The sequence below is a fragment of the Streptococcus mitis NCTC 12261 genome (genome assembly GCF_000148585.2).
Classification (GTDB): domain Bacteria; phylum Bacillota; class Bacilli; order Lactobacillales; family Streptococcaceae; genus Streptococcus; species Streptococcus mitis.
Genome location: NZ_CP028414.1, coordinates 1855718 through 1868883, shown reverse-complemented (window position 1 = coordinate 1868883; position 13166 = coordinate 1855718). Strand labels below are relative to the sequence as shown.

The window sequence follows — 13166 nt, the reverse complement described above, 5'->3', positions numbered from 1 at the left end:
GTTGGGGATAAAATCAGAAACTATTGATTTATGAAGCTTTTTTTTGAAAAAAATAGTGGATAACCTTGTGAGATAAAAAAATAAAAGAACAGCCTTATTTCAGGCTGTTGATAATTCTACTGTATTCTTCTTGGTTTGAGAAAGCAATAATGATTTTTCCACTATCTTTTTTAGACAGTTTGATTTCTACATCTAATCCGAGTATTTTTTTTAACTGTTCTTCTTCATTTTGTATGAAATAATCATTTTTTTGCAGTTTCTTTTGTTTTTTCTCTGTCAGAAGAGCTTCTAACTTCCTTACAGAAATGTCTTCTTCTATAATTCGTTGAAAGAAATAGTCTTGTTGTTCCTTATTCAACCCAACTAGCGAACGCGCATGGGCTTGTGATAGTTGGCCATTTTCTACTTCTGAAAGGATCTGTTCTGGCAAGGACAGCAAGCGAATAGAGTTGCTGATATAAGGACGAGACTTGCCCATTTTATCTGCAATTTCAGCATGGGTAAATCCTTTCTCTACAAGAGATTCATAGGCGCGTGCTTCTTCTATTGGATTTAAATTTTCTCTTTGCAAATTTTCAATGATGGACTGGACCATCATCTCTTGATCTGAAAGCTGTTTAACAACAGCTGGGATATACCTTAGACCAGCTAAAAGTGAAGCCCGATAGCGTCTCTCTCCTGCAAGGATTTCATAACCAATAACAGGAGATTGACGAACAATAATCGGTTGAATGACCCCATTTTCTTTGATAGACTGTGCTAGTTCATGTAGTTTTTCTCCATCAAATTCTTTTCGAGGTTGATAGGGATTTTTCTGTATATCTGTGATAGAAATCATTTCAAATTTTTCCATGATTCTACACTAACACATCTTTTATCTTATGTAAAGCTTTCTTTACATAGATGTCAATTAAGATTCTAAATCACCTGAACTCTTGTCAAGTTTAATAGATGTAGTTTCTTCTTTACCGTTACGATAGTAAGTTATTTTAATGGTATCTCCGATAGAATGATTGTAAAGAGCACTTTGTAAGTCTGTTGATGAAGCAATTTCCTTGTCATCTACTTTTGTAATAACATCGTATTTTTCAAGGTGACCATTGGCAGGCATATTACTTTGCACAGAACGAACAACTACACCAGATGTTACATTGCTTGGAATATTCAGTCTTCTAATATCACTTGTATTAATATTTGAGAGATTGACCATTTGAATTCCCAAAGCTGGACGAGTAACTTTTCCGTTCTTTTCCAACTGTTCAATAATATTGATAGCATCATTTGCAGGGATTGCAAAACCAAGACCTTCTACAGATGTTCCTCCATTTGTGGCAATTTTACTTGAGGTAATTCCGATAACCTGTCCTTGAATATTGATTAGTGGGCCACCAGAGTTACCTGGGTTAATAGCAGTATCAGTTTGGATGGCTTTTGTAGAAATGGCTTGTCCATCTTCAGATTTTAAAGATACATTTCGATTAAGACTAGATACGATACCTTGAGTGACAGTATTAGCATATTCAGAACCTAATGGGCTACCGATGGCAATAGCAGTTTCTCCTACGGTTAACTTGCTAGAATCACCAAATTCAGCTACTGTTGTCACTTTTTCTGAAGAGATTTTGACGACAGCAATATCAGAGAAAGTATCAGCTCCGACGATTTCTCCAGGTACTTTAGTTCCATCTGACAAACGAATATCTACTTTGCTGGCACCATTTATAACGTGATTGTTGGTGACGATGTAAGCTTCTTTATCATTCTTTTTATAAATAACCCCAGATCCTTCACTAGAGATTTGCTGAGAATCTGTGTCAGTATCATCATTACCAAATACGCTATTTTGTCTGTTTGCTGAATAAGTAATAACAGAAACAACGGCATCTTTTACTTTGTTAACAGCCTGTGTTGTTGAATTTTCATTCTTATAGGCAGTCTGTGTAATAGTACTATTGTTGTTAGAGGTACTTTCAGTACTTTTTTGAGTTAGTTGGTTTATTGAAAAGCTACCCAAGGCTCCACTAAAAAAGCTAATGACGATAACGACTAATAATTGAAACCCTTTTTTGTAAAATGTTTTTAAATGTTTCATATTTGCCTCCATATTTTTGAATTACTGAAAGTATAAACTGACTAGCTTAATTATAACTTAAACACAAAAGTTTTACACAGATTGTGGATAACTTTAAAAAATCTGTGGTTTTCTCGGCTAAAATTAACCTTTTATTTTGTGAATAAGATGTGAAAAAATAGAGAATATGTTAGAATAGAGTCATGAAAATTAAAGTTGTAACAGTTGGGAAACTGAAAGAAAAGTATTTAAAAGATGGTATTGCAGAGTATTCAAAACGAATTTCTCGATTTGCTAAGCTTGAAATGATAGAGCTGGCAGATGAAAAAACACCAGATAAGGCCAGTGAATCAGAAAATCAAAAGATTTTAGAAATAGAAGGTCAGAGAATTTTATCAAAAGTTGGTGACCGTGATTTCGTGATTGTGTTGGCTATCGAAGGGAAAACTTTCTCCTCAGAAGAATTTAGTAAACAATTAGAAGAAGCTTCTATAAAAGGATTTTCTACTCTTACATTTATTATTGGAGGGAGTCTGGGACTAGCACAGGATGTAAAAAAGAGAGCCAATCTCTCTGTTAGTTTTGGTCGTTTAACCTTGCCCCATCAGTTAATGAGACTAGTCCTTGTTGAACAAATCTATCGAGCTTTTACAATACAGCAGGGCTCGCCCTATCATAAATAGAAAATTGACTTTCAATTGAATTTTTGGTAGAATAGCTGTATTAGGTCTCATAGCTCAGCTGGATAGAGCATTCGCCTTCTAAGCGAACGGTCGCAGGTTCGAATCCTGCTGGGATCAATATAGTAGCAAAGCTGGGAATTTTCCCGGCTTTTTTCTTAAAAAAGTACACTTGGGGAGAAAAAAATGACAGTTGAGAGAATTTTATCTAAAACGAAATTCCATTTTGTATAATAGTTTTTGTAAGTTAGTTTACAAGAAAAAAACATTTTAGGAGATTTTATTATGAAAAACACAGTTAATTTAGATAAGTTTGTAGAATTGAAGGAAAAAGACTTGCAAAATATTCAAGGTGGGGAGATAAGGCAAACACATAATATTTTCTTTAATTTCTTTAAAAGAAGATAAAGGAGTGGAATAATGGATTTTCTTGCAGTATTAGTTGTGATATTACATATTTTTATTATTAGTAAAAGTTACTATTTAATATGTAAAAATAAAATAAATATAAAAGAACTATGCTTTTTTGGTGGTTATACATTCCTAGTAGAATCAGTATTTGAACTTTCCTTTTATTTTATATACTTAGATGGATTAGGAATTGAAAAATTTTTATTTCCTTTGGTATTATATTCATATTTTAGATTTATTAAAAAGTATGAGAAGTATAGAGGAGTATTCTTAAGTTTACTACTATCCCTTTTATATAATAGCACTCATACCTTTCTATCCGTAACTTTATCCTCTATAATAGGAGATGATACTGCCCTACAATATCATAGTCTATTCTTTTTAGTTGTAGTGGCGTTGACTTATGTTGTTATCGTAACAATCATTCGTTATTTCCATTTGGAACTAAACTATTTTGACAAAGATTATCTCTATCCTTTCTTGAAAAAAGTCTTTTTTGCTTTACTACTTCTACATGTTGTATCTTTCATTTCAGATATGGTAAGTACGATTAAACATTTGAATAGTTTTGGAAGTATTTTATCATCTATTGTCTTTATCTCTTTACTTTTGACCTTTTTTGCAATGAATTCGCATAAAGAAAAAATGGAGAAAGAGATTGCTTTGAAGCAGAAGAAATTTGAACAGAAACATTTACAGAATTATACAGATGAAATTGTCGGACTGTATAATGAAATCCGTGGTTTTCGACATGACTATGCCGGGATGCTTGTCAGCATGCAGATGGCAATTGATAGTGGTGATTTACAGGAAATTGACAGAGTTTACAATGAAGTTTTGGTCAAAGCAAATCACAAACTGCGTTCAGATAAGTATACTTACTTTGACTTGAACAACATAGAAGATTCAGCTTTACGAAGTTTGGTTGCTCAGTCAATTGTCTATGCTCGAAATAATGGTGTAGAGTTTACACTGGAAGTAAAAGATAAGATTACCAAGCTCCCAATTGAACTATTGGATTTGGTTCGTATCATGAGTGTTTTATTGAACAATGCTGTAGAAGGATCAGCTGATAGCTATAAAAAACAAATGGAAGTAGCAGTTATTAAGATGGAAACCGAAACAGTTATTGTGATTCAGAATTCATGTAAAATGACGATGACTCCTTCAGGAGATCTATTTGCCTTAGGATTCTCCACTAAGGGAAGAAATCGCGGAGTAGGCTTAAATAATGTGAAAGAACTACTAGATAAATACAACAATATTATTTTAGAAACAGAGATGGAAGGCAGTACATTTAGACAAATTATTAGGTTTAAGAGGGAATTTGAATGAAAGTTTTAATTTTAGAAGATGTTATTGAACATCAAGTGAGACTAGAGAGAATATTGGATGAAATTTCGAAAGAATCGAATATTCCAATATCATACAAGACAACGGGAAAAGTTCGTGAGTTTAAGGAATATATCGAAAATGATGAAGTAAACCAGCTTTATTTTCTAGATATTGATATTCATGGAATTGAGAAAAAAGGGTTTGAAGTTGCTCAGTTTATTCGTCATCACAATCCTTACGCTATTATCGTCTTTATCACCAGTCGATCAGAGTTTGCGACTCTAACCTATAAATACCAGGTATCAGCCTTAGATTTTGTTGATAAGGATATCAATGATGAGTTGTTTAAGAAGAGAATTGAGCAAAATATCTTCTACACGAAGAGTATGTTACTTGAAAATGAAGATGTTGTAGATTATTTTGACTACAATTACAAGGGAAATGATTTAAAAATTCCTTACCATGATATTTTGTATATTGAAACGACAGGTGTCTCTCATAAATTACGCATTATTGGTAAGAATTTTGCCAAAGAGTTTTACGGTACCATGACAGATATTCAGGAAAAGGACAAACATACTCAGCGATTTTATTCTCCTCATAAGTCATTTTTGGTAAATATAGGCAATATCAGAGAAATTGATCGAAAAAACTTAGAAATTGTTTTCTATGAAGACCATCGTTGTCCTATTTCAAGATTAAAAATTAGAAAATTAAAAGATATTCTAGAGAAAAAATCTCAAAAGTGATTGACAATTAGTAAGAAATTGATATAATGGTTATATCTGCTACAGATAGAAGGTCCGTTGGTCAAGGGGTTAAGACACCGCCTTTTCACGGCGGTAACACGGGTTCGAATCCCGTACGGACTATTTTATCCGCCATAGCTCAGTTGGTAGTAGCGCATGACTGTTAATCATGATGTCGTAGGTTCGAGTCCTACTGGCGGAGTATAGATAAAAGGGAACACAGTGTTGTTCCCTTTTTTGCATCAATTCGTATCACCAAGCATCTTCATGAGGAAGTCTGTTATTTCTTGAGGACTTTCTTTTTTTCCATGTGCAATCCAAGTTTGGCAAACACCAAAAAGTGCGTGAGTTAGATAGATGCTACTGTATTCTAATTCAGTGGTATTGAGATTCAGTTGTATAAATCGTTTTTGTAAATCTGTACTGAGCATGATATGAAGTTTATTTCTTAAGAAATTTTGGATTTCTTTAGTCCCATTTTCAGAAAGAAGGGCAGCTAGAAGTGGTTCTGACTCTAGATATTCAAATACTTCTAGAATAGCATCTCTTTTGTGATGAGCATGTTTTTGAAAAATATATTCAAATGTATGAAATAGCTTGCTTTGATAGTGCTCAATCATATCATACTTATCCTTATAGTGAGTATAGAAGCTGGAACGACTAATTCCAGCTTTTTCTGCTAGCTTGACAGTAGAAATTTGATCAAATGGCTGTTCCATGAGTAATTGTACCATAGCATTTTCAATAGTTCGCTTTGTTTTTAAGCGTTTGTTACTTTCTTGCATATTTCCTCCTTGTAAACAAATTAGACTATATGTCTAAAAATGGATTTTTTATCTTGTAATTTAGATTTTTTAATGTATAATCTATTATATCAAAATTTTAGACAATATGTTTAAAAAAGGAGAAACTATGTTTAAAGAATGGAAAGCAATTTTTAAAAAACCAACCTTTATTATTGTCATGATAGGAATTTCTCTTATTCCCGCTCTGTACAATATCATATTTTTATCCTCAATGTGGGATCCATATGGTCAAGTGTCTGACTTACCTGTGGCAGTTGTCAATAATGATAAAGAGGCCTCTTATAATGGTAATAGCATGTCTATAGGAAAAGACATGGTGTCTAATTTAGAGCAAAATAAATCATTGGATTTTCATTTTGTAGATGAAGAAGAAGGTAAGAAGGGTCTAGAAAACGGTGATTATTATATGGTAGTCACTTTGCCAAGTGACTTGTCTGAAAAAGCAGCTTCTATTTTAACGGATCACCCTGAGCAAATGCAAATCGATTATCAGACTTCAAGTGGTCATAGCTTTATTGCCAGCAAGATGAGTGATTCTGCAATGACACAATTAAAGCAGAGTGTTTCTACCAATGTAACCGAGACCTATACTAAAGCTTTATTCAACAAAATGGTCGATTTAAAGGATGGTATGAGTCAAGCAGCTTCTGGAAGTGAAAAACTAACTGATGGAGCGAATCAGTTAGTGGCAGGAAGTCAAACATTAACTATTAACCTAAACTCTTTAGCAGCTTCAAGTTTAACATTTTCAAATGGAACGGAGCAGTTTACTAAAGGATTATCCTCTTATGTCTCTGGTGTTGAACAACTTCATCTTGGCTTAGGGAATTTTAATAGTGGTTTAGTTACATATACTGGTGCAGTGAGTCAATTAGATAGTGGGTTAGGTCAATTATCTTCTAAAAGCCCTGAATTAGTGAGGGGAATTAATCAATTATATACTGGTGTAGAATCTTATACTGGCGGTGTTTCTAAGCTCAATGCTGGTCTTAATCAATTTTCATCTGGTGTTAGTGCCTATACAAATGGAGTGGGAAATCTTGCAACAGGTGCTAATCAGTTATCTAATCAATCAGCTACACTTCGAATGGGTGTGGAGCAATTAAGTGAAGGGATTCAACAACTTTCTAGCAAGTTAGATACTTCGTCTGAGCAAAAAGATCAAATTAATAAATTATCTTCTGGTTTGAATCAGTTAAATCAAGCTATTCAAAATATTGATGTTGGAGATACAAAACAATTAGATTCTGTTTTATCAAGTATAGTATCTCTTTCTAATCAAATGTTAGCAAGTGTTCAGTCTGATAAAGCGACTACATTAGCCAATATTCAATCGACAGCAGCTTATCAATCATTGACAAGTGAGCAACAAGCTGAGATAAGCGCTTCTGTATCTCAAAATTCGACTGATAGTATTCAATCGGCTCAGTCAATTGTAGCTTTAGCTCAAGGTTTACAGGGAAGTTTGGAAAACTTACAAAATCAGTCTTTTAATCTTTCGACTTTAAAAAATCAAGCTAATCAAGTATTACCTATCGCTTCTAGTTCTTTGACAGAATTGTCAAGTGGATTAACAGAGATACAAGGAGCTGTTGCTAGCAAATTAGTTCCTGCCAGTCAGTCTATTACATCAGGTGTAAATGCATATACTGCAGGTGTTGATAAAGTTTCTCAAGGCGCAAGTCAACTAAGTGAAAAGAATTCCACCTTGACAGGTAGTTTGGACCAATTAGTTTCAGGCTCAACTACCTTGACACAAAAATCTTCTAACTTGACAGCAGGAGTTGGTCAATTAGTTGAAAAAACTCCAGAATTAGTGTCTGGTATTGAAAAATTATCAACTGGCTCTAACCAATTGAATCAAAAGAGTCAAGAATTGATAGCAGGAGTTGATAAATTGCAATCAGGCTCTAGCCAACTAGCTGACAAATCCAGTCAGTTAATTTCAGGTGCTTCTCAATTAGAAAGTGGAGCTAATAAATTGGCAAATGGAGCTGGGAAACTAGCAGAAGGTGGAACAAAGTTAACTTCTGGCTTGGAAGGTTTACAGACAGGAGTTGCTTCTTTAGGACAAGGATTGAGTAATGCCAGTGATCAACTCAAATCAGCATCTACGGAATCTAAAAATGCAGAGATTTTATCAAATCCTCTCAGTCTTTCCAAAACAGACAATGATCAAGTTCCTGTAAATGGAGTTGCAATGGCTCCTTATATGATATCAGTTGCTCTTTTTGTTGCAGCAATATCAACAAATATGATCTTTGCGAAGCTGCCTTCAGGACGTCATCCGGAGAGTCGTTGGGCTTGGTTGAAATCTCGAGCAGAAATAAATGGTATTATAGCTGTTTTGGCAGGAATTTTGGTATATGGAGGAGTTCATCTTATTGGTTTAACTGCAAATCATGAGATGAGAACATTTATTCTCATTATCCTAACAAGTTTAGTATTCATGTCCATGGTGACCGCTTTAACAACATGGAATAGCCGTATAGGAGCTTTCTTTTCTCTTATTTTGCTTTTATTACAGTTAGCATCAAGTGCAGGTACTTACCCACTTGCTTTGACAAATGATTTCTTTAGAGCCATTAATCCTTGGTTACCAATGAGTTATTCAGTTTCTGGATTACGAGAAACAATCTCTATGACAGGAAATATTCATCATCAAGTCATTTTCCTTTCTGTGATACTAGTACTATTTATTGGTTTAGGTATGCTAGCCTATCAGCCTAAGAAAATGGAAGAAGATTAAAAAAATCGACCAACTGGTCGATTTTTTATGCCTTAGATGACTTTTGTCTGTGATTATAGATTCCAAATAGTAAGAGAGAAGTAAAGGAACAGATTGCTCCAGTAATAAAACCATTGGGAATGAAGGAAAGTGTAATAGTTCCTTTCCCCTTGGGAACGTCAACTTTCATAAATCCAGTTTGAGCTTGTTTAATTTCTATTTTCTTACCATCTTGGTAGGCAGACCAACCTTTGTCATAAGGAATGGTGAAGAAAATAGATGTATCTTGTTGGACATCATATGTAGCAAAAACCTTGTTTTTAGAAGTTGATACTGTTACAGGTTGTTCTTTGATTTTTTGAATAGCCTCAGTTAAAGTTTGGGTATCTAAACGATAGAAGGTAGGAGATTCAAATGATACTTGTGAATTTCCAGGGAAACTAACATTGATATTGAAAGTTTTTTTCTCTTTTGTATATCCTAGATTAAAGAAGGAGAAGGCATTATCAGTTGTAAAAGTCTTTTTTTCACTATTTACAAGGATGTCAACCTTCTTTTGTTTATCATTAGAAAAGTGAAGGTTTGTGAAAGAAAGATAAACTTGGCTGTTTTCTGGCACTTCAATTTGATACTGGATTGCTGCATCCTCATTTGAAGAACTTGTAACACTAATCAAATCATCAGTATTTTCGGTTTTTTCATAAAGGATTGGAGAAAAATAATCAAAATCGACGTTAGCAAGTTGATTTAAAAACGAGGCTTGATTATCTAAAGTATGTTCATTGAACTTGACATCATTGTAAACAAATTGACTAGCAAATGCAATCGGAAGAGAGAATTGATTTTCATATAGGGCAAGATTATCTTTTTGATAGATATCTTTAAAACCATACTTATCAATAGGGTTGTCTGAGATATTGTACTGGATACCAAATAAACTATCAGCCAAAATACTATTATTTGCATAGCGGAGATTGAGATTAGTCCCAGAGGATTTAAACCCAAGTTTATCCAAAGTAGAGCTTGCTGAACGATTTCGAACAGATGAAAATTGAGAGATTCCATTGTAGTTGAATTTCATACTGTCATTTCCTGTCTGAGTTTGTAGTTTTTCAGTACGAGTAAATTGATTTCCAATATCTGTTGAGAAAGATTCCATAGCTGGGATATCTCGATTATATGAACTTCGAGAAGCAAAACCCCATTCTTTAGCAATTCCGTCCATTTGAGATGAAGCATTTAAACTCATTTCAACCATTATAAATAAAGAGATTAGAATGGCAAATAGATTTACAGAGATAAACTTTTTGATAACTGCAAGGAGTAAAAGCGAATAGACAACCAAAAATTCAAGAGTAAGCAGAATATTCAAATCTGTTAAAAAAGAATAATGCGATTTTAGATAGATGGTAGCTAAAAATCCTGTTACTATAAGAAAAAGCGAAACTAAAAAATTCCAGATTTTAATTTCTTTCAGACGATTTAAGACTTCCGCTGCTGTGTAAATTAACAAGGTAGAGAAAATCCAAGCATAGCGATGTAAAAACATGTTTGGAGTATGCATGCCTTGCCAAAATAAATCAAGAACTTCAATATAAAAGCTTGCAATTAGAAATGTAAAGAAGATTGCATAGATAAGTTTCACATGAAACTTAATAGATTTCAGCGTAAAAAATAAAATGGTCAAAATAAAGGGAAGTAGTCCAACAAAAATCATTGGGATGGCCCCATACTTTGTTGTATCAAAGGAACCGATGAATTGCTTAGCAAAAAGATCAAGATACCAGCTACTTTCAGTTTGAAACTTTGTAACTTCAGTCAATTTTTCCCCATGTGTCTGTAAATCAAACAGAGTAGGAAGAATCAGAATCAAACTAGCCATACCAGCTAAAACAGAGGTGATTATGAAATCAAGAAAAGATGATTTTCGGGTTTTAAAGTCCCAAGAAATTTGACAGAGATACCAGAAAATAAGAAACAATGCTGTCATATAGCCAAAATAATAGTTTTGGATAAATAAGATTGACAGACTTGTAAAGTACAATAGGAATTTCTTTTTAGTGATGAGTATCTGTAAACCAGTTATAATTAAAGGAATCAAGATAAAAACATCTAGCCAGGTTTTTATCTCTAATTGACTGACAGTGAAACTCATCAGAGCATAGGAAGTAGATAAAGCTAGTTTTAAAGGATTAGGAATCGATTGAAATAATTTATTTAAACTAAAGTAAGTTGACAGTCCAATCAATCCAAATTTTAAGAGAGTTGTCAGATAGACAGCATCTGGCATATTAGTTAGATCAAAAAAGTAAACTAGTGGTGAAAGGAAACTACCCAAGTAATAACTAGATAGGGCATAGAAATTCAATCCGAGGCCACTTGTAAAGGTGTAGAACAAACTACCATTTCCGTGTAGGATATTTCTTAGAGCTATATCAAAAATAACGTATTGATGAAACCCATCTCCTAATAGTGGAGATGTATCGCTATTCCAGTAGATACCTTGAGATAGATATACTCCTATCATAATGATTATGGGAATGATGAAAGAAACAAAATAGGTCCAATATGTTTTAAAAAATAATTTCATGTTACCTCATAAAATGTTAGAAAACTCAGCTGGTTAACCCAACTGAGTTTTGAATTTTTTTAGTCTTTCCAAAGTTCTTTAACTTTTGCTTGTACTTCTGCATTCTCTAGGAATTCATCATAGGTTTCATCGATACGGTCAATGACGCCATTTTTAGACAAGACAATGATATGGTTGGCTAGAGTTTGAATAAACTCGTGGTCATGGCTGGCAAAGATGATTGATTCTTTAAAGTTTTTCAATCCATCATTCAAGCTTGAGATAGATTCCAAGTCCAAGTGATTGGTTGGATCATCAAGTACAAGGACATTTGATTTTAAGAGCATGAGTTTTGAAAGCATGACACGAACTTTTTCTCCCCCTGACAAGACATTTACAGGTTTGTTAACCTCATCTCCAGAGAAGAGCATACGGCCGAGGAAGCCACGTAGGAAAGTATTGTCATCTTCTTCTTTACTTGCGAATTGACGCAACCAGTCAAGGATTGACTCTCCTCCTGCAAAATCTGCCGAGTTATCTTTTGGCAAGTAAGAACGGCTAGTAGTTACTCCCCACTTGACAGTTCCTTCATAGTCAATGTCCCCCATGATTGCACGAATTAATGCAGTCGTTTGGATGTCATTTTGTCCAATAAGCGCTGTCTTATCACCTGGACGCAAGATAAAGCTGATATTATCTAAAATAGTCTCACCATCAATCTTTACAGTTAGATTTTCTACTGTCAAGAGATCATTACCAATCTCACGTTCCGCTTTAAAGTTGATAAATGGATATTTACGACTAGATGGTACAATTTCTTCAAGTTCAATCTTATCAAGCATTTTCTTACGTGATGTTGCTTGCCTTGATTTAGAAGCATTAGCAGAGAAACGAGCAACGAATTCTTGCAATTGTTTAATTTTTTCTTCTGCTTTAGCATTACGGTCTGCTAGCAATTTAGCAGCGAGTTCAGAAGATTCCTTCCAGAAGTCATAGTTTCCGACATAGAGTTTGATTTTTCCGAAGTCAAGGTCGGCCATGTGAGTACATACTTTGTTTAAGAAGTGACGGTCGTGTGATACTACGATAACGGTGTTATCAAAATCAATCAAGAAGTCTTCTAGCCATGTAATTGATTGGATATCCAAACCATTGGTCGGCTCGTCCAAAAGAAGGACATCTGGTTTACCAAAAAGTGCTTTGGCGAGGAGAACCTTTACTTTTTCACCGTTGGCCAATTCGCTCATATTTTGATAGTGCAATTCTTCTGGGATATTTAGGTTTTGAAGGAGTTGAGAGGCTTCACTTTCTGCTTCCCATCCCCCAAGCTCGGCAAACTCTCCTTCAAGTTCGGCAGCACGCACTCCATCTTCGTCTGAGAAATCTTCCTTCATGTAGATGGCATCTTTCTCTTTCATGATGCTATAAAGTTTTTCATTTCCCATGATAACAACATCAATGGCACGTTCATCTTCATAGTCAAAGTGATTTTGACGAAGAACAGAGAGACGTTCATCTGGACCAAGAGAGATGTGACCAGTAGTAGGTTCGATATCTCCAGCTAAAATTTTTAAAAAGGTTGATTTTCCGGCACCATTAGCACCGATCAATCCGTAAGTATTTCCTTCTGTAAATTTGATATTGACATCATCAAAAAGTTTGCGATCACTAAAACGTAGTGAAACATCAGATACTGTAAGCAATGTTTTTCTCCTATATATGTAATATATTTATTCTACTAGAAAATACGGAAATATTCAAATTTTTATCTATCAATTTTGTGTAAATTAAATTTACAGCATACTTTACACAAATCC

Annotated in this window: 10 protein-coding genes and 3 tRNA genes; 8 read left to right on the top strand and 5 right to left on the bottom strand. The window is 34.1% G+C overall.

The window, feature by feature from the left end; all coding sequences use genetic code 11:
* Window positions 1-94 precede the first annotated feature (94 nt).
* Window positions 95-853, bottom strand: coding sequence for a ParB/RepB/Spo0J family partition protein (locus SM12261_RS09400; RefSeq protein ID WP_000410370.1), 759 nt, complete (start codon window positions 851-853; stop codon window positions 95-97).
* Between the two features lie 57 nt (window positions 854-910).
* A complete protein-coding gene (gene htrA, locus SM12261_RS09395) occupies window positions 911-2092 on the bottom strand; it encodes a serine protease HtrA (protein WP_000681587.1) in 1182 nt (393 codons plus the stop codon).
* Window positions 2093-2274: 182 nt separating this feature from the next.
* On the opposite strand from htrA, the gene rlmH reads away from it, so the two are divergent.
* The 7 genes from rlmH to SM12261_RS09360 all read left to right on the top strand — a co-directional run bounded on the left by rlmH (window position 2275) and on the right by SM12261_RS09360 (window position 5448).
* Complete coding sequence (gene rlmH, locus SM12261_RS09390) at window positions 2275-2754, top strand: 23S rRNA (pseudouridine(1915)-N(3))-methyltransferase RlmH (protein ID WP_000695934.1); 480 nt, start codon at window positions 2275-2277, stop codon at window positions 2752-2754.
* Window positions 2755-2797: 43 nt separating this feature from the next.
* Window positions 2798-2871, top strand: a tRNA-Arg gene (locus SM12261_RS09385).
* Between the two features lie 165 nt (window positions 2872-3036).
* The gene (gene comC / locus SM12261_RS09380) at window positions 3037-3159 is read left to right on the top strand and encodes a competence-stimulating peptide ComC (protein ID WP_004238992.1); all 123 of its coding nucleotides are present in this window, start codon (window positions 3037-3039) and stop codon (window positions 3157-3159) included.
* A 12-nt stretch (window positions 3160-3171) separates the two neighbouring features.
* Window positions 3172-4497 (top strand): competence system sensor histidine kinase ComD, encoded by a 1326-nt coding sequence (comD, locus tag SM12261_RS09375; protein WP_020902616.1) that lies wholly within the window; start codon window positions 3172-3174, stop codon window positions 4495-4497.
* Window positions 4494-5246, top strand: a complete 753-nt coding sequence (comE, locus tag SM12261_RS09370) for a competence system response regulator transcription factor ComE (protein WP_000866073.1) — start codon at window positions 4494-4496, stop codon at window positions 5244-5246. Before comD ends, comE begins: the two co-directional genes overlap by 4 nt.
* Window positions 5247-5297: 51 nt before the next feature.
* A tRNA-Glu gene (locus SM12261_RS09365) sits at window positions 5298-5369 on the top strand.
* Window positions 5370-5374: 5 nt separating this feature from the next.
* Window positions 5375-5448 (top strand) — tRNA-Asn (locus SM12261_RS09360).
* Between the two features lie 40 nt (window positions 5449-5488).
* Here the strand turns inward: SM12261_RS09360 and SM12261_RS09355 are convergent.
* Window positions 5489-6031 carry a TetR/AcrR family transcriptional regulator gene (locus SM12261_RS09355; protein WP_001158274.1) on the bottom strand — a complete coding sequence of 181 codons (543 nt, stop codon included), beginning with the start codon at window positions 6029-6031 and terminating at the stop codon, window positions 5489-5491.
* 127 nt (window positions 6032-6158) lie between these two features.
* Here SM12261_RS09355 and SM12261_RS09350 point away from each other — a divergent pair, with 127 nt between their 5' ends.
* Window positions 6159-8801, top strand: a complete 2643-nt coding sequence (locus tag SM12261_RS09350; protein ID WP_000472064.1) for a YhgE/Pip domain-containing protein — start codon at window positions 6159-6161, stop codon at window positions 8799-8801.
* A gap of 25 nt (window positions 8802-8826) precedes the next feature.
* On the opposite strand, the gene SM12261_RS09345 is transcribed toward SM12261_RS09350, so the two are convergent.
* Together SM12261_RS09345 and SM12261_RS09340 are read right to left on the bottom strand one after the other, a co-directional pair.
* Window positions 8827-11370, bottom strand: a complete 2544-nt coding sequence (locus SM12261_RS09345) for a YfhO family protein (RefSeq protein WP_000764978.1) — start codon at window positions 11368-11370, stop codon at window positions 8827-8829.
* A gap of 59 nt (window positions 11371-11429) precedes the next feature.
* Window positions 11430-13052: an ATP-binding cassette domain-containing protein gene (locus SM12261_RS09340; protein WP_000958774.1), complete on the bottom strand. Its 1623-nt coding sequence runs from the start codon at window positions 13050-13052 to the stop codon at window positions 11430-11432.
* Window positions 13053-13166 lie beyond the last annotated feature (114 nt).